The organism is Geomonas silvestris (assembly GCF_014193515.1).
GTDB classification, from domain to species: Bacteria; Desulfobacterota; Desulfuromonadia; order Geobacterales; family Geobacteraceae; genus Geomonas; species Geomonas silvestris.
In genome coordinates this window covers 1-16,859 of record NZ_BLXX01000026.1, presented here as the reverse complement: position 1 = coordinate 16,859, position 16,859 = coordinate 1, and the positions used below count along the sequence as shown (strand labels likewise).

At 60.5% G+C, this 16,859-nt stretch carries 14 protein-coding genes and 1 tRNA gene; all 15 read right to left on the bottom strand.

What is annotated here, in order from left to right:
* Position 1: 1 nt before the first annotated feature.
* The gene (tuf, locus tag GMST_RS21900) at positions 2-1,192 is read right to left on the bottom strand and encodes an elongation factor Tu (RefSeq protein WP_183356841.1); all 1,191 of its coding nucleotides are present in this window, start codon (positions 1,190-1,192) and stop codon (positions 2-4) included.
* A 50-nt stretch (positions 1,193-1,242) separates the two neighbouring features.
* Positions 1,243-3,321: an elongation factor G gene (gene fusA / locus GMST_RS21895; protein WP_183356840.1), complete on the bottom strand. Its 2,079-nt coding sequence runs from the start codon at positions 3,319-3,321 to the stop codon at positions 1,243-1,245.
* A 40-nt stretch (positions 3,322-3,361) separates the two neighbouring features.
* Positions 3,362-3,832, bottom strand: a complete 471-nt coding sequence (gene rpsG, locus GMST_RS21890; protein WP_183356839.1) for a 30S ribosomal protein S7 — start codon at positions 3,830-3,832, stop codon at positions 3,362-3,364.
* A 30-nt stretch (positions 3,833-3,862) separates the two neighbouring features.
* Positions 3,863-4,234, bottom strand: coding sequence for a 30S ribosomal protein S12 (gene rpsL, locus GMST_RS21885; protein ID WP_015719175.1), 372 nt, complete (start codon positions 4,232-4,234; stop codon positions 3,863-3,865).
* A gap of 357 nt (positions 4,235-4,591) precedes the next feature.
* Positions 4,592-8,749 (bottom strand): DNA-directed RNA polymerase subunit beta', encoded by a 4,158-nt coding sequence (gene rpoC / locus GMST_RS21880; RefSeq protein ID WP_183356838.1) that lies wholly within the window; start codon positions 8,747-8,749, stop codon positions 4,592-4,594.
* A gap of 222 nt (positions 8,750-8,971) precedes the next feature.
* Complete coding sequence (gene rpoB / locus GMST_RS21875) at positions 8,972-13,090, bottom strand: DNA-directed RNA polymerase subunit beta (RefSeq protein WP_183356837.1); 4,119 nt, start codon at positions 13,088-13,090, stop codon at positions 8,972-8,974.
* Between the two features lie 159 nt (positions 13,091-13,249).
* Entirely contained in the window at positions 13,250-13,630 is a 381-nt protein-coding gene (rplL, locus tag GMST_RS21870; protein ID WP_183356836.1) for a 50S ribosomal protein L7/L12, read from the bottom strand.
* A gap of 44 nt (positions 13,631-13,674) precedes the next feature.
* Positions 13,675-14,199: a 50S ribosomal protein L10 gene (gene rplJ, locus GMST_RS21865; RefSeq protein WP_183356835.1), complete on the bottom strand. Its 525-nt coding sequence runs from the start codon at positions 14,197-14,199 to the stop codon at positions 13,675-13,677.
* Between the two features lie 187 nt (positions 14,200-14,386).
* Positions 14,387-15,088, bottom strand: a complete 702-nt coding sequence (gene rplA / locus GMST_RS21860; RefSeq protein ID WP_183356834.1) for a 50S ribosomal protein L1 — start codon at positions 15,086-15,088, stop codon at positions 14,387-14,389.
* 23 nt (positions 15,089-15,111) lie between these two features.
* Complete coding sequence (gene rplK / locus GMST_RS21855) at positions 15,112-15,537, bottom strand: 50S ribosomal protein L11 (RefSeq protein ID WP_183356833.1); 426 nt, start codon at positions 15,535-15,537, stop codon at positions 15,112-15,114.
* Positions 15,538-15,595: 58 nt separating this feature from the next.
* Positions 15,596-16,123, bottom strand: coding sequence for a transcription termination/antitermination protein NusG (gene nusG, locus GMST_RS21850; RefSeq protein ID WP_183356832.1), 528 nt, complete (start codon positions 16,121-16,123; stop codon positions 15,596-15,598).
* A gap of 11 nt (positions 16,124-16,134) precedes the next feature.
* Positions 16,135-16,320, bottom strand: coding sequence for a preprotein translocase subunit SecE (secE, locus tag GMST_RS21845; protein ID WP_183356831.1), 186 nt, complete (start codon positions 16,318-16,320; stop codon positions 16,135-16,137).
* A gap of 61 nt (positions 16,321-16,381) precedes the next feature.
* Positions 16,382-16,458: transfer RNA gene (locus GMST_RS21840), tRNA-Trp, on the bottom strand.
* Between the two features lie 42 nt (positions 16,459-16,500).
* Positions 16,501-16,653 carry a 50S ribosomal protein L33 gene (gene rpmG, locus GMST_RS21835; RefSeq protein ID WP_183356830.1) on the bottom strand — a complete coding sequence of 51 codons (153 nt, stop codon included), beginning with the start codon at positions 16,651-16,653 and terminating at the stop codon, positions 16,501-16,503.
* A 77-nt stretch (positions 16,654-16,730) separates the two neighbouring features.
* The coding region (locus tag GMST_RS21830; RefSeq protein WP_503826517.1) for an EF-Tu C-terminal domain-related protein at positions 16,731-16,859 on the bottom strand (129 nt) is incomplete at its 5' end.

The following is a 16,859-nucleotide window of genomic DNA, read 5'->3' as shown; positions in this document are numbered from 1 at the left end:
CTTACTCGATGATGGAGGCAACCACGCCGGCGCCGACGGTACGGCCGCCTTCGCGGATTGCGAAGCGCAGACCTTCGTCCATGGCGATCGGGGTGATCAGGTTGACGGTCACGGAGACGTTGTCGCCCGGCATAACCATCTCGACGCCCGCCTCGAGGTCCACAATGCCGGTCACGTCGGTGGTCCTGAAGTAGAACTGCGGACGGTAGCCGTTGAAGAACGGGGTGTGACGGCCGCCTTCCTCTTTGGAGAGGATGTAGGCTTCGGCCTTGAACTTGGTGTGCGGGGTGATGGAGCCCGGCTTGGCCAGAACCTGGCCGCGCTCGATCTCTTCACGCTTCACGCCGCGCAAAAGGGCGCCGATGTTGTCGCCAGCGCGACCTTCGTCGAGGAGCTTGCGGAACATCTCGACACCGGTAACGGTGGTCTTGGCGGTTTTCTTGATGCCGACGATCTCGATCTCTTCGCCGACCTTGACGATGCCGCGCTCAACACGACCGGTTGCAACGGTACCGCGACCGGAGATGGAGAACACGTCTTCTACCGGCATCAGGAACGGCTTGTCGATGGCGCGCACCGGCTCCGGGATGTACGCGTCGACGGCGTCCATGAGAGCGATGATGGCTTCCTCGCCCAGGGGCCCCTTGTCACCTTCCAGGCCTTTCAGAGCGGAACCCTTGATGATGGGTACGTCGTCGCCCGGGAAGTCGTAGGAGGAGAGCAGTTCGCGAACTTCCAGCTCGACCAGCTCGAGGAGCTCCTCGTCGTCCACCATGTCGGCCTTGTTCAGGAACACGACGATGTAGGGGACGCCAACCTGACGGGCCAAGAGGATGTGCTCGCGGGTCTGCGGCATCGGGCCGTCAGCGGCGGAAACAACCAGGATAGCGCCGTCCATCTGGGCAGCACCGGTGATCATGTTTTTAACGTAGTCGGCGTGACCCGGGCAGTCGACGTGAGCGTAGTGACGCTTGTCGGTCTCGTACTCGACGTGGGCGGTTGCGATGGTGATACCACGCTCGCGCTCTTCCGGGGCGTTGTCGATCTGGTCGAATGCTTTGAACTCGGCCTGGCCCTTGCCGGCCAGCACCTTGGTGATAGCAGCGGTCAGGGTGGTCTTGCCGTGGTCGACGTGACCGATGGTGCCGATATTTACATGGGGTTTAGTTCTTTCGAATTTAGCTTTTGCCATCTTGAGAATCCTCCTCGATAGAAATAAATCTTGAGTACAAGCGTTAGGTTCTAGCCCTTGGCTTTGGCGACGATCTCTTCCTGGACCGACTTCGGCACCGGCTCGTAGTGGTCGAAGGTCATGGAGTAGGTCGCGCGGCCCTGGGTGGCAGAGCGCAGGTCGGTGGAGTAACCGAACATCTGGGCCAGCGGTACCATGGAGGTAACGACCTGTGCACCGGCGCGCCCTTCCATACCCATGATGCGGCCGCGGCGCGAGTTCAGGTCGCCGATGACGTCGCCCATGTACTCTTCCGGAACCACAACCTCAACCGACATGATCGGCTCGAGGATGATGGCGCCCGCCTTCTGGCAGCCTTCCTTGAAGCCCATGGAGCCGGCGATCTTGAACGCCATTTCCGAGGAGTCGACTTCGTGGTAGGAACCGTCGACCAAGGTAACCTTGACGTCCACAACCGGGAAGCCAGCCAGGGTACCGTTGTCGAGAGCTTCCTTGATCCCCTTGTCGACCGCCGGGATGTACTCGCGGGGAACCACGCCGCCCTTGATGGCGTCGACGAACTCGTAACCCTTGCCCATTTCCTGCGGCTCGATCTCGAGCCAGACGTGGCCGAACTGACCGCGGCCGCCGGACTGGCGTACGAACTTCCCTTCCTGCTTGACCTTCTTGGTGATGGTCTCGCGGTAGGCAACCTGCGGCTTGCCGACGCTCGCCTCCACCTTGAACTCGCGGAACAGACGGTCAACGATGATCTCGAGGTGCAGCTCGCCCATGCCGGAGATGATGGTCTGGCCGGTCTCCTCGTCGGTCTTGACGCGGAAGGACGGGTCCTCCGAGGCAAGCTTCGAGAGGGAGAGGCCCAGCTTCTCCTGGTCGGCCTTGGTCTTCGGCTCGATGGCGATCGAGATAACCGGCTCGGGGAACTCGATCGACTCCAGGATGACCGCATGATCCTCGATGCAGAGGGTGTCGCCGGTGGTGGTGTATTTGAGGCCTACCGCGGCGGCGATGTCGCCGGCGTAGACTTCCTTGATCTCTTCACGCTTGTTGGCATGCATCTTCAGGATGCGGCCGATACGCTCGCGCTTGCCCTTGGTCGAGTTGTAGACGTAGGAGCCCGAGGTGATGACGCCGGAGTAGACGCGGAAGAAGCAGAGCTGACCCACGAACGGGTCGGTCATGATCTTGAACGCCAGAGCAGCAAACGGCTCGGAGTCGGAAGACTTGCGCTCGATCGGAGCTTCGGTGTTAGCGTCGACGCCCTGGATCGGCGGAATGTCGGTCGGGGCCGGCATGTAGTCGAGGACTGCGTCGAGCAGGTTCTGCACGCCCTTGTTCTTGAACGAGGAGCCGCAGATAACCGGGCAGATCTTGATGTCGAGGGTAGCCTGACGGATCGCCTTTTTGAGCTCGTCCTTGGAGATCTCCTCGCCGCCCAGGTACTTCTCCATCAGGGCGTCGTCCTGGCTGGCCACTTCTTCCACCAGCAGGTCGCGATACTCCTGGGCCTGGTCAACCAGGTCTGCCGGGATGTCGATCACGTCGAAGGAGGCACCCATGGTCTCGTCGTTCCAGACGATCCCCTTCATCTCAACCAGGTCCACGATTCCCTTGAAGTTTTCCTCGGAACCGATCGGGATCTGCAGCGGGATCGGGTTCGCCTTGAGGCGATCCTTGATCATCTCGACACCGCGGAAGAAGTCCGCCCCGATGCGGTCCATCTTGTTGACGAACGCGATGCGGGGGACGTGGTACTTGTCGGCCTGACGCCAGACGGTCTCGGACTGGGGCTCGACGCCGCCGACCGAGCAGAACACGGCAACCGCACCGTCGAGAACGCGCAGGGAGCGCTCTACCTCGATGGTGAAGTCCACGTGGCCCGGAGTGTCGATGATGTTGATGCGGTGATCTTTCCAGTTGCAAGTAGTCGCCGCGGAGGTAATGGTGATGCCACGCTCCTGCTCCTGCTCCATCCAGTCCATGGTGGCGGCACCCTCGTGCACCTCACCGATCTTGTGAGTTACACCGGTGTAGTAGAGGATACGCTCCGTGGTGGTGGTCTTACCTGCATCTATGTGAGCCATGATCCCGATATTGCGGGTCATTTCCAAAGAAACCTGACGTGCCACTTAAAAAACCTCCGAGTTGCTTACAACTAATGGGGGAAAACTACCAGCGATAGTGGGCAAACGCGCGGTTCGCCTCGGCCATCTTGTGGGTATCCTCGCGCTTCTTCACCGCGGAACCGCGGTTGTTGTAGGCATCGAGGATCTCACCGGCCAACTTGTCGGTGACGGTCTTCTCGGAACGGGCGTTGGAGTATTTCACCAACCAGCGCATCGCCAGCGACACGCGGCGCTCCGGACGGACTTCTACCGGAACCTGATAGGTGGAACCGCCAACACGGCGGGATTTTACTTCCAGCATCGGCTTGATGTTGTCCAGGCACTTTTTGAGCACCTTCACCGGCTCGTCGCCAGCCTTGGCAGCTGCGATCTCCAGCGCACCGTACAGGGCGCGCTCGGCGGTGGACTTCTTGCCATCCAGCATGATTATATTGATCAGCTTAGCAACCACCCGGTCGCCGTACTTCGGGTCCGGAAGAATTACTCTCTTGGCTACTTCTCTTCTTCTAGGCATCGGAAACCTCTCCTCGATTTACTTGGGACGTTACTTGGGACGCTTGGCGCCGTACTTGGAACGACTCTTCATGCGGCCCTTGACGCCGACGGAGTCGAGCGTGCCGCGAACGATGTGGTAACGCACACCCGGAAGGTCCTTGACCCTGCCGCCCCTGATAAGAACAACGGAGTGCTCCTGGAGGTTGTGACCAACGCCCGGGATATAGGAGGTTACCTCAACGCCGTTGGTAAGCCTAACCCTCGCCACCTTGCGGAGTGCGGAGTTCGGTTTCTTCGGAGTAGTGGTGTAAACCCTGGTGCAAACGCCGCGTTTCTGCGGGCAGCTCCTGAGTGCCGGAGCAGTGGATTTTTCACCCTTAGACTCCCGACCATGACGAATAAGCTGATTGATAGTTGGCATACAAACCCTCTCGCGCGGTACTTCCAGACCAGGGGGAGACCCTGCGGAAGCGCCGAAGATAGCAGATCTTCAATCCGCTTGTCAACAATAATTTACGATAGCCTGCTAAAGAAACCGTCAACTCAGGGCGCAAAACAACCGCTACTTTTGCCCTTTGAAGGCCCACCCCTTCACCGCGCGCCAAAGCGAGCAGCTATCGCAATTTACTCCGCCCCTGTCAGGAGGCGGGAGAGCGGGGACGAGGCCGAAGCCCCGTCCCTACCCATCTTCAATTGCAACCCTCCCGGTTAAGGGAGGCGGAGTGCAGAGTAGCGGAAAACACTGCACCAAGTTGTAGGTACTGCTTAAAGCGAGGCCTTATGCTTCATCGACCTCGTTGTCGTCAAACACTTCTTCTTCGGGTTCCACCGGCTCCGGAATGATCACCGGCTCCTCGGCCACCATGCGCAGATTGCGGTACAGGGCGAGCCCGGTACCAGCCGGGATCAGCCGGCCCATGATGACGTTTTCCTTCAAACCGCGAAGACTGTCGACTTTACCTTCGATTGAAGCCTGTGTCAACACTTTTGTTGTCTCCTGGAAGGAGGCAGCAGAAATAAATGACTCAGTCGAGAGCGACGCCTTGGTAATACCGAGGAGCAGCGACTCTGCAGTGGCAGGACGCCCACCCTTATCCAGTGCCTTCTCGTTCTCTTCCTCGAAGACCCAGCGCTCGATCTGGTCGTCGATCAGGAGGTTGGTATCACCGACGTCCTTCACCCTGACGCGACGCAGCATCTGACGCACGATGGTCTCGATGTGCTTGTCGTTGATCTTGACGCCCTGCAGACGGTAGACCTCCTGCACCTCGTCCACCAGGTACTTGGCCAGTTCCTTCTGGCCCAGGACGCGGAGGATGTCGTGCGGGTTGGAGGAGCCGTCCATGAGCGCCTCGCCGGCGCGCACGTGATCCCCTTCGTGCACCGAGATGTGCTTGCCTTTCGGGATCAGGTACTCTTTCGGCTCGCCCAATTCCGGGGTCACGATCACCTTGCGCTTCCCTTTGGCGTCCTTGCCGAAGGCAACCACGCCGTCGATCTCGGTGATGACCGCGAAGTCTTTCGGCTTGCGGGCTTCGAAGAGCTCGGCGACGCGCGGCAGACCACCGGTGATGTCCTTGGTCTTGGTGGTTTCGCGCGGGATCTTGGCGATCACGTCGCCTGCCTTGACGATGGTTTCCTCGGTGACGTTGATGTTGGAGCCGGCCGGCAGGTAGTAGCGGGCCAGGAGGTTCTCCCCGATCTTGGCGGTCTTGCCTGACTCGTCCTTGATGGTGATGCGCGGACGCTTGTCGGCGTCGCGGGTTTCGATGATGACCTTGCGGGACAGGCCGGTAACTTCGTCGACCTGCTCCTCCATGGTGACGCCTTCGATGACGTCGCCGAACTTCACCTTACCGGAGATCTCGGTAAGGATCGGCATGGTGTACGGGTCCCACTCGGCGATGGATTCGCCCTGCTTGACCGGGCCGTCCGGGCTGACCTTGATCTTCGCGCCGTACACGACGGAGTACTTCTCGCGCTCGCGCCCGGTCTCGTCCACCACGGCCAGTTCGCCGTTACGGTTCATGACGATGTGGTGCCCTTCCGAGTTGGTTACGTAGTTGATGTTGATGAACTTGGCGCGGCCCTCGGTGCGGGATTCCAGCGAGGTCTGCTCGGCGCGACGGGATGCGGTACCACCGATGTGGAAGGTACGCATGGTCAGCTGGGTACCCGGCTCGCCGATGGACTGGGCGGCGATGACGCCGACCGCCTCGCCGCGGTTCACCAGGTGGCCGCGTGCCAGGTCGCGGCCGTAGCACTTGGCGCAGATGCCGCGGCGGCTCTCGCAGGTGAGCACCGAGCGGATCTTGACCTTCTCGAGACCGGCGGCCTCGATTCTCGCCACCAGGGTCTCGTCGATCTCCTCGTTGGCCGGGACCAGCACGTCGCCGGTGACCGGGTCGAGGATGTCGTCCAGGGCCACGCGCCCGAGGATACGGTCGCCGATGTGCTCGATGATCTCGCCGCCCTCGGTGAGCGAGGAGACGGTGAGGCCGTCCAGGGTGCCGCAGTCCATCTCGGTGATGATGGCGTCCTGGGCGACGTCGACCAGACGGCGGGTCAGGTAACCGGAGTTCGCCGTCTTGAGCGCGGTATCGGCCAGACCCTTACGTGCGCCGTGGGTCGAGATGAAGTACTGGAGCACGGTGAGGCCTTCGCGGAAGTTCGCGGTGATCGGGGTCTCGATGATCTCGCCGGACGGCTTGGCCATCAAACCACGCATACCGGCCAGCTGGCGGATCTGCTGGGCGGAACCACGGGAACCGGAGTCGGCCATCATGTGGATCGCGTTGAAGGACGGGACCTTCACCTCTTTGCCTTCCGGATCGATCAGGGTATCGCGGGAGAGGTTGTCCAGCATCTCCTTGGCGATCTCCTCGGTCGATTTCGCCCAGATGTCGATGACCTTGTTGTAGCGCTCGCCGTCGGTGATGAGACCTTCGGTGTACTGGTTCTGGATCTCCTGCACCTCTTCGGTGGCACGCGAGATGATGGCCGGCTTCCCTTCCGGGATAACCATGTCGTTGATCGAGATGGAGATACCGGCCTTGGCGGCGTAGCGGAAACCGATCGCCTTCAGCTTGTCGGCCAGGATCACGGTCTCTTTGTTGCCCGCCAGGCGGTAGCAGGTGTCCACCAGGTTCGAGAGCTCCTTCTTGGTCATCACCTTGTTGATGGCCGAGAAGGGGACCTGCGGCGGCAGGATGTCGCGCAGCATGACGCGGCCGGTGGTGGTCTCGATGAGGCCCGGCTGCTCGTCGCTCTCCAGGTTCTTCATGCGCACCTTGATGCGCGCCTGCAGGTGGATCTCGCCGGCATCCAGCGCGAAGGCGACCTCGTCCGGGGAGGCGAAGATCTTCCCTTCACCCAGGGCGAAGTACTTGTCGCGGGTCATGTAGTAGATACCAAGAACCATGTCCTGCGACGGCACGATGATCGGCTTGCCGTGCGCCGGGGAGAGGATGTTGTTGGTGGACATCATGAGCACGCGGGTCTCGACCTGGCTCTCCACCGAAAGCGGCAGGTGGACTGCCATCTGGTCGCCGTCGAAGTCCGCGTTGAACGCGGTGCAGACCAGCGGGTGCAGCTGGATCGCCTTGCCTTCGATGAGTACCGGCTCGAACGCCTGGATACCGAGACGGTGCAGCGTCGGAGCACGGTTCAGCATGACCGGGTGCTCCTTGATGACCTCTTCGAGTACGTCCCAGACCTCCGGCTTCTCCTTCTCCACCATCTTCTTGGCGCTCTTGATGGTGGTGACGAAGCCGCGTTCCTCGAGCTTGTTGTAGATGAACGGCTTGAAGAGCTCGAGCGCCATCTTCTTGGGAAGACCGCACTGGTGCAGCTTCAGTTCCGGACCGACGACGATAACCGAACGGCCGGAGTAGTCGACGCGCTTGCCGAGCAGGTTCTGACGGAAGCGGCCGGACTTGCCTTTGAGCATGTCGGAGAGGGATTTCAGCGGGCGCTTGTTCGGGCCGGCGATGGCGCGGCCGCGGCGGCCGTTGTCGAACAGGGCGTCAACCGCCTCCTGCAGCATGCGCTTCTCGTTGCGGATGATGACTTCCGGAGCCTGCAGCTCCATGAGGCGTTTCAGCCGGTTGTTGCGGTTGATGACGCGACGGTAGAGGTCGTTCAGGTCGCTCGTAGCGAAGCGGCCGCCGTCCAGGGGGACCAGCGGGCGCAGCTCGGGCGGGAGCACCGGAATGCACTCGAGGATCATCCACTCGGGCTTGTTGCCGGAGTTCTTGAAGGCGTCGATGACCTTCAGGCGCTTGGCGGTCTTCTTGCGCTTCGCTTCGCTCGTCGCCTCCTGCATCTCGATCCTGAGCCCTTCGGAGAGCTGGTCGAGGTCCATGGCGGTGAGGCAGGTGCGGATGGCGGCGGCGCCCATGCCGGCGTCGAAGCCGTAGTTGTGCTCTTCAAGGGCCTTTTGGTACTGGTCCTCGGAGAGCACCTGGCCGAAGCTGAGGCCGGTGTTTTTCGGATCGGTCACCACGTAAGCCTCGAAGTAGAGCACCTTCTCGAGGTCTTTCAGGGTGATGTCCATCAGGTTGCCGATACGCGACGGCAGGGACTTCAGGAACCAGATGTGGGCAACCGGGGTGGCCAGGTCGATGTGGCCCAGGCGCTCGCGGCGCACCTTCGAGGGGATGACCTCGACGCCGCACTTCTCGCAGACGATGCCGCGGTGCTTCATGCGCTTGTACTTGCCGCAGTTGCACTCGTAGTCCTTGGTCGGTCCGAAGATCTTGGCGCAGAAAAGACCATCGCGCTCCGGCTTGAAGGTACGGTAGTTGATGGTCTCCGGCTTCTTTACTTCGCCGAACGAACGCTCGCGGATCTTCTCCGGGGAGGAGATGGAGATCTTGATGGAGGAGAAGTGGAGCGGATCCTTCGGCTTATCGAAAAAGTTGAAAATATCTTCCAAAGTAATTTCCTCCTGTATCTGTAGGAGTGACAAAGATCGGTTGAAAACCCTGCTGACAGCTACCCGGGACACCCCCTCTCCCCTCGCTGTAGGGGGTCAGGGGATGGGGGCAGGTGATCTCTCCGCGCTGTCGCCTGGACAGAGCTTCGCGGCTTCACCCACCCCCCTGCCCCCTCCCGGCAAGGGAGGGGGTGGGTAGGGTTCGTGGTCCTGCGGGACGACTTACTCGTCGTCGCCGCCTTCCAGCAGTTCGACGTCGAGGCCCAGGGACTGCAGCTCCTTGATAAGCACGTTGAACGACTCGGGGAGACCCGGCTCGAGGGTGTGCTTGCCCTTGACGATCGCCTCGTACATCCTGGTGCGGCCCGCCACGTCGTCCGACTTGACGGTGAGGAACTCCTGCAGCGCGTAGGCGGCGCCGTAGGCCTCCATTGCCCAGACCTCCATCTCACCCAGACGCTGGCCACCGAACTGCGCCTTGCCGCCCAGCGGCTGCTGGGTAACGAGCGAGTAGGGACCGATGCTCCTGGCGTGGATCTTGTCGTCGACCAAGTGGTGCAGTTTCAGGACGTACATGATGCCGACGGTGACCTTGTGCATGAACTTGTCGCCGGACTTACCGTCGTACAGGGTGACCTGGCCGGTGGTTTCGAAGCCGGCGTGCTTCATCATCCCCTGGATGGACTCCTCGGAAGCACCCTCGAAGACCGGGGAGGCCATCGGCACCCCGCGCTTCAGGCGCTTGGCGACGTTGATGAGCTCCTCGCCCTCCAGCTTGTCGATGAACTTGTGCATGTCGGGGTCGTGGTAGCACCCCTTCAGGAAGCGCTTCACCTCGTCCTTGGGGCTGTTCTTCTCGAGGAACTCCTCGATCTTCCAGCCCAGGCCGCGTGCGGCCCAGCCCAGGTGGGTTTCGAGGATCTGCCCCACGTTCATACGGGACGGAACGCCCAGCGGGTTCAAAACGATCTCGACCGGACGACCGTCTTCCATGTACGGCATGTCCTCTTCGGGCAGGATGCGGGAAACGACACCCTTGTTACCGTGGCGGCCTGCCATCTTGTCGCCGACCTGCAGTTTGCGCTTGATGGCGATGTAGACCTTGACCATCTTGATAACGCCCGGCGGCAGGTCGTCGCCGCGGCGCAGCTTCTGGACCTTGTCGTCGAAGACGTACTTGATGATGTCGATCTGCTGGTTCAGGGTGGACAGGGTCTGCGCCACTTTTTCGTCGACGGTGTCGTCGTCGGCGATGGAGATCTCGTCCCAGCGGTCCATCGAGAAGGATTTCAGCATCTCCTCGGTGATGGCAGCGCCCTTGGCGATCAGCACCTTGCCGTCGGTCCCTTCGATCTTGTTGGCGGCCGTGCGCCCTACCAGGAGCTTCTTCAGCTTGCCCATGGCGGAATCGCGGATGATGCGGATCTCGTCCTGCTCGTCCTTACGCAGGCGCTGCTCCTCGGCCTTCTCGATGATCTCGGTACGGGCGTCCTTGTCGGCGCCTTTGCGGGAGAAGATCTTGGCACCGATGACGGTACCTTCGACCCCCGGCGGAACCCTGAGCGAGGTGTCGCGCACGTCGCCGGCCTTTTCCCCGAAGATGGCGCGCAAGAGTTTCTCTTCCGGGGAGAGCTGGGTCTCGCCCTTCGGAGTGATCTTGCCGACCAGGATGTCGCCCGGGCGGACTTCGGCGCCGATCCGGATGATGCCGGACTCGTCGAGGTCCTTCAGGGTCTCTTCGCCCAGGTTCGGGATATCCGAGGTGATCTCTTCCTTGCCGAGCTTGGTGTCGCGGGCCACCGCTTCGAACTCCTCGATGTGGATCGAGGTGTAGCGGTCGTCCTTGACCAGGCGCTCGGAGATGAGGATGGAGTCCTCGTAGTTGTAACCGCCCCACGGCATGAAGGCTACCAGCACGTTCTGCCCGAGGGCCAGCTCGCCCATGTCGGTGGACGGGCCGTCGGCGATGATGTCGCCGGCTTTCACGTGGTCGCCGACCTTAACGACAGGCCTTTGGTTGATGCAGGTGTTCTGGTTGCTTCTGGCGAACTTGATCAGGTTGTAGATGTCGACGCCGGTGCCGGTTGCGTCGTACTGGTCCTCGTCGATCTTCACGACGATACGGCCGGCATCAACCGACTCGACCACGCCGTTGTGGCGGGCGACCGAGGAAACCCCGGAGTCGCGGGCCACGACGCGCTCCATGCCGGTACCGACCAGCGGGGAGTCGGCGCGCAAGAGCGGTACCGCCTGGCGCTGCATGTTCGAGCCCATGAGAGCGCGGTTTGCGTCGTCGTTCTCGAGGAACGGGATGAGCGAAGCCGCAACCGATACGAGCTGCATCGGGGCCACGTCCATGAGCTCCAGCTCGTCGCGCCCTACCAGGACGAACTCGCCGGACTTTCTGGCCGAGATGTAGTCGGCTACGAAGCGGCCGGTCTCGTCGACCTCGGCGTTCGCCTGGGCGATAGCGTGACCTTCCTCCTCGAGAGCCGAGAAGAAGCGCACCTCGTCGGTCACCTTACCTTCGCTCACCACGCGGTACGGCGTCTCGACGAAACCGTGCTCGTTGATGCGGGCGTAGGTGGAGAGCGACGCGATCAGACCGATGTTCGGACCCTCCGGGGTCTCGATCGGGCAGACGCGGCCGTAGTGGGTCGGGTGTACGTCGCGGACCTCGAAGCCGGCGCGCTCGCGGGTGAGGCCCCCCGGTCCAAGAGCCGAGAGACGGCGCTTGTGGGTAACCTCGGAGAGCGGGTTGGTCTGGTCCATGAACTGCGAGAGCTGCGAGGAACCGAAGAACTCCTTCACCACGGCCGAAACCGGCTTGGAGTTGATCAGGTCGTGCGGCATCAGGTTCTCGACTTCCTGCAGGCTCATGCGCTCCTTGATGGCGCGCTCCATGCGGACCAGACCGATGCGGTACTGGTTCTCGAGAAGCTCACCCACGGCGCGCACGCGGCGGTTACCGAGGTGGTCGATGTCGTCGATGTTGCCCTTGCCGTTTTTCAGCTCGATCAGGTAGCGCACCACCTCGAGGATGTCCTCGCGGGTGAGCGTCATGCAGTCAAGCGGCACGTCCACGCCCAGCTTGTAGTTCAGCTTCAGGCGGCCTACGGCGGAGAGGTCGTAGCGCTCGGCGTTGAAGAACAGGTTGTCGAAGAGGACCAGCGCGCTCTTTAAAGTCGGCGGGTCGCCCGGACGCAGACGGCGGTAGATCTCGATGAGCGCCTCGTCGGTGGAGCCGATCTTGTCGATCAGGATGGTGTCCCTGAGGCTCGAGGTGACGTGCAGGTTGTCGATGAAGAGCACCTGGAAGCTGGTGATCCCCTTCTGGATGATCTCCTCGATCTTCGCCTGGGTCAGCTCCTCGTTGCACTCGGCAAGGATCTCGCCGGTTGCCGGGTCGAAGATGTCGTGGGAAGCGACCTTCCCGACGATCTCCTCGATGGTGGTCGGGATCTCCTTGATGCCGTTTTCGGCCATCTTCCTGAGGGCCGCCTTGGTGAACTTGCGGTTCGCCTTGAGGATCACCTCGCCGGTTGCCGGGTTCACGATGTCGACCATCGCCTTCTGGTTGGAGAGAAGCTCGGCATCCACGAGTTTCGTGAGTGCGCCGTTCTCGCCGACCTGGACCTCTTCGGACTTGTAGAAGTAGTTGATCAGCGCGTCGTTGGAGTAGCCGAGCGCTTTCAGAAGCACGGTTGCCGGCATCTTGCGACGGCGGTCTATGCGAACATAAAGGATGTCTTTATGGTCAAATTCAAAATCAAGCCACGAACCGCGGTACGGGATCACGCGGGCCGAGTAGAGCACCTTGCCGGAGGAGTGGGTCTTCCCCTTGTCGTGGTCGTAGAACACGCCCGGCGAGCGGTGCAGCTGGCTCACGATAACGCGCTCGGTGCCGTTTATGATAAAGGTCCCGTTGTCGGTCATCAGCGGGATTTCGCCGAAATAGACCTCCTGTTCCTTGATGTCTCGGATCGAACGGCTACCGGGGTCCTTGGTGACATCCCAGACAACCAGCCTCACCTTCACCTTCATCGGGGCAGCGAACGTCATCCCGCGCTGGTGGCACTCTTCCACGTCGTACTTGGGCGCGCCCAGCGAGTACGAGACGTACTCAAGCGAGGCAGTATCGCTAAAGTCCTTGATGGGAAACACGCTTCTGAACACCGCTTCCAGACCGGAGTTCTTGCGTGCATCCACAGGCGTGTCGAGTTGGAGGAATCTCTTGTAGGAATTCTTCTGGATGTCGATAAGGTTCGGTATGTCGATGATCTTTTCGATCTTGGCGAAGTTTTTGCGCAACAGGGGGTTATTCGCGATTGAATAAGCCATTTCTTCTCCTTTGGTGAAAGCCGAGGACGGACCTTCACCCCCTTGGGAAATCCTGCTTTTTGCTGCGGGAGGCTGGGTGAAGCGGCCTCAACCTAAAAATGGAACAGCCAAGGCCGCAAAAAGCGACCTTGGCTTGGATGAAGATCGGAGCTGGCTTACTTACTTGACGTCAACTTCAGCGCCTGCTTCGACCAGCTGCTTCTTGGCGTCATCAGCTTCGGCTTTGGAGATACCGGTTTTGACCGGCTGCGGAGCGCCGTCAACCAGGTCCTTGGCTTCTTTCAGGCCCAGCGAGGTCAGGCCGCGCACGACCTTGATGACTGCGATCTTGTTGGCGCCAGCGCTTTTCAGGATGACGTCGAACTCGGTCTGCTCTTCAGCAGCCTCAGCAGCAGCCGGAGCAGCGCCGGCAGCAGCAACGGCAACCGGAGCAGCTGCGGACACGCCGAACTTCTCTTCGAGTTCTTTCACGAGGCCAGCAAGCTCCAGGACGGTCATGTTCTCGATAAAGCTGATTACTTCTTCTTTGGTGATTGCCATTTCTTCTTTCCTCCAGGGAATATGTTTAGTGTGTCAGTAGGTGGTTAGTTGCCAGCTTTCTGTGCACGGATGCCGTCCAGGGCACGCACGAAGCCGCCCGGAATGGCTGCCAGAACGCCGACGAAGTTCTGGACCGGTGCCTGCATGCTGCCCAGCATTTTCGCGATGAGAACTTCGCGGCTCGGCAGATCGGCAAGGGCCTGGATGTCGTTGACGTTGATGGTCTTGCCGGTGAGCACCGCACCCTTCAACTTGAAGGGAATGGTTGCGTCCTTGTTGAACTTGGACAGCACCTTGGCGGCAGCGACGGGATCGTCGTAGCTCAGTGCGATCGCGGTGGGCCCTTTGTAGAAGGGGTTCAGACCTTCTTTGTCGGTACCCTTTGCGGCGATCTCGAGCAGGGTGTTCTTGACGACCTTGTACTCGACGTTCGCCTTGCGCAGCTCGTTCCTGAGATCGGTTGCCTGGCCCACGGTCATACCGCGGAAATCGGCAGCGAAGATGGCCTGTGCCCTCAGGAGCTTGTCGTGCATCTCGGCAACAAGTACTGATTTGCTTTCCTTATTCAAGCGCCTTCCTCCTTTCTTTTGGTATAGGGGCCGAAACCCCGCCAAAGTCAGGAAGTTGCGGATAAATCCACAACATATTCCCCTTAGTCTCGGCTGGCCGCGCTTAGGCGATTAAGCCTCTCCCACTCGTAACCTGGATCGGCACCAACTGTCTTTGACTTTGGCTTTACAGCTAGAGTGAAACGATTTATTTCAAGATCGCGCCGATTTCGGCGAGATCGATGTTGACGCCGGGGCCCATGGTGGAGGAGATGCTCACCTTCTTCATGTAGGTCCCTTTTGCGGCAGCCGGCTTCGCCTTCTGGAGCGCTTCCAGCAGGGCGGTCACGTTCTGGCGCAGCGTCTCGGCCGGGAAGGAAACCTTGCCAACCGGGGCGTGTACGATACCGGCCTTCTCGACGCGGAACTCAACCTTACCGGACTTGGACTCCTTGATAGCGCGGGCCAGGTCGAAGGTTACGGTACCGACTTTCGGGTTCGGCATCAGGCCGCGGGGGCCGAGGAGCTTACCGATCTTACCGACCACACCCATCATGTCGGGGGTAGCGATAGCGGTATCGAACTCGAACCAGCCGCCCTGGATCTTAGCGACCAGGTCGTCGCCGCCGACGTAATCGGCGCCAGCGTCGCGGGCCTCTTTCTCCTTCTCGCCCTTGGCGAAGACCAGGACGCGGACATCCTTGCCCAGACCGTTGGGGAGCACCACCGCGCCGCGCACCATCTGGTCGGCGTGACGGGGATCGACGCCCAGCTTCACAGCGACGTCGACGGTCTCGTCGAACTTCGCGAAGGCAGCGCCTTTCACCAGCTCAAGGCCGTCGCTGAGGGGATAGCTTTTGCTCCTGTCGATCTTTGCAGAAGCCTCTTTAAGCTTTTTAGTCGTTGCCATTTCTGTTAACCCTCTCTTTATTCTTAAGCTATCTCGACGCCCATGCTGCGCGCGGTGCCTTCGATGGTCTTCATTGCGGCCTCGATGCTTGCGGCATTGAGGTCCGGCATCTTCTTCATCGCGATCTCGCGCACCTGCTCCTTGGTCAGCTTGCCGACCTTGGTCTTGTTGGGGACCGCGGAGCCGCTGGCCAGGCCGAGAGCCTTCTTGATCAGGTTCGGAGCCGGCGGGGTCTTGGTGATGAAGGTGAAGGAGCGGTCCGCGTAGACGGTGATGACCACCGGAGTGACGGTGCCGGGCTCATCGCCCTGGGTCTTCGCGTTGAACGCTTTGCAGAACTCCATGATGTTGACGCCGTGCTGACCGAGTGCCGGTCCGATCGGGGGGGACGGGTTGGCCTTCCCAGCAGGGACCTGCAGCTTGATGTATCCGGTAATTTTCTTAGCCATCTTCCTACTCCTTTGAATCGTTCCTGATTCTACAATCTATTGGCAGCAGCGGGTGCCCCTACTGCTTCTCTACCTGCATGAACTCAAGCTCGACCGGCGTTGCGCGGCCGAAGATGCTTACCATGACCCTCAGCTTCCCTTTGTCGGGCTTGACGTCCTCGACCACGCCCGAGAAGTTGAGGAACGGGCCGTCGATAACGCGTACCGTCTCGCCCACCTCGAAGAGCACCTTGGGACGGGGCTTCTCGGCCCCCTCTTCCATCCTGCGGGTGATCTTGTTTACTTCATCGTCGGGGATCGCGAAGGGGTTGTTGCCACCCACGAAGCCGGTCACCTTGGCGGTCTCTTTGACCACGTGCCAGGTGTCGTCGTTCAGCTCCATGTTGACCAGGATGTACCCCGGGAAAAACTTGCGGGAGGAGGTCTTCTTCTCTCCCTTTTTAAGTTCGACGACGGTTTCGCACGGGATCAGAATCTCCCCGAAGAACTCCTCCATCTCGAGCTGTTTGATGCGCTCGGCAAGCGAGAGCCGCACCTTGTTCTCGAACCCGGAGTAGGTGTGAACGCCGTACCATTTATGTGCCATGTATTAGTCCTCTAGCGAAGGATCGACCTGATGAGCTTTGCAAGGACCACGTCGCAGGCGCCAAGATAAAACGAGATGAGAACGATGATTACGACGACAACCTGGGCAGTAGAAAACGTTTCCTTGCGGGTCGGCCAAGTCACCTTGGCGAGCTCGGCCTGCACTTCCTCAAAGAAATTCTTTGTTTTCGCGAGCACTGTGACACCCCACTTAAAATGTCCCCCTTGGCCCAAGGCTTGAGGGGGACTCAAAAGAAAATGGCAGGCCAGGAGGGATTCGAACCCCCAACACCCGGTTTTGGAGACCGGTGCTCTAGCCGTTAGAGCTACTGGCCTGCGGCGGAGCCCAGGGCACATGCCCCCGGACTCAAACTGTGATTACTTCGTTTCTTTGTGAGGAGTATGCTTGCGGCAGAAACGGCAGTACTTGTTGAACTCCAGTTTCTGCGGGGTGTTTTTCTTGTTCTTGGTCGTGGTGTAGTTACGCTGCTTGCACTCGGTGCAGCCCAGCGTGATGATATCTCTTGGCATGTCCCTATCCTTTTAAACAAATTCTGCGTTGCGGGTCAGCTCCGAAGAGCGACCCGCAACGCCGATAAATACTGGCCTTACTCGATGATGGAGGCAACCACGCCGGCGCCGACGGTACGGCCGCCTTCGCGGATTGCGAAGCGCAGACCTTCGTCCATGGCGATCGGGGTGATCAGGTTGACGGTCACGGAGACGTTGTCGCCCGG

Excerpts from the sequence above, each read along its gene's own strand:
- tuf (WP_183356841.1), bottom strand. The coding sequence starts at position 1,192 with ATGGCAAAAGCTAAATTCGAAAGAACTAAACCCCATGTAAATATCGGC.
- rpsG (WP_183356839.1), bottom strand. The coding sequence starts at position 3,832 with ATGCCTAGAAGAAGAGAAGTAGCCAAGAGAGTAATTCTTCCGGACCCG.
- rpsL (WP_015719175.1), bottom strand. The coding sequence starts at position 4,234 with ATGCCAACTATCAATCAGCTTATTCGTCATGGTCGGGAGTCTAAGGGT.
- rpoB (WP_183356837.1), bottom strand. The coding sequence starts at position 13,090 with ATGGCTTATTCAATCGCGAATAACCCCCTGTTGCGCAAAAACTTCGCC.
- rplL (WP_183356836.1), bottom strand. The coding sequence starts at position 13,630 with ATGGCAATCACCAAAGAAGAAGTAATCAGCTTTATCGAGAACATGACC.
- rplA (WP_183356834.1), bottom strand. The coding sequence starts at position 15,088 with ATGGCAACGACTAAAAAGCTTAAAGAGGCTTCTGCAAAGATCGACAGG.
- rplK (WP_183356833.1), bottom strand. The coding sequence starts at position 15,537 with ATGGCTAAGAAAATTACCGGATACATCAAGCTGCAGGTCCCTGCTGGG.
- nusG (WP_183356832.1), bottom strand. The coding sequence starts at position 16,123 with ATGGCACATAAATGGTACGGCGTTCACACCTACTCCGGGTTCGAGAAC.
- rpmG (WP_183356830.1), bottom strand. The coding sequence starts at position 16,653 with ATGCCAAGAGATATCATCACGCTGGGCTGCACCGAGTGCAAGCAGCGT.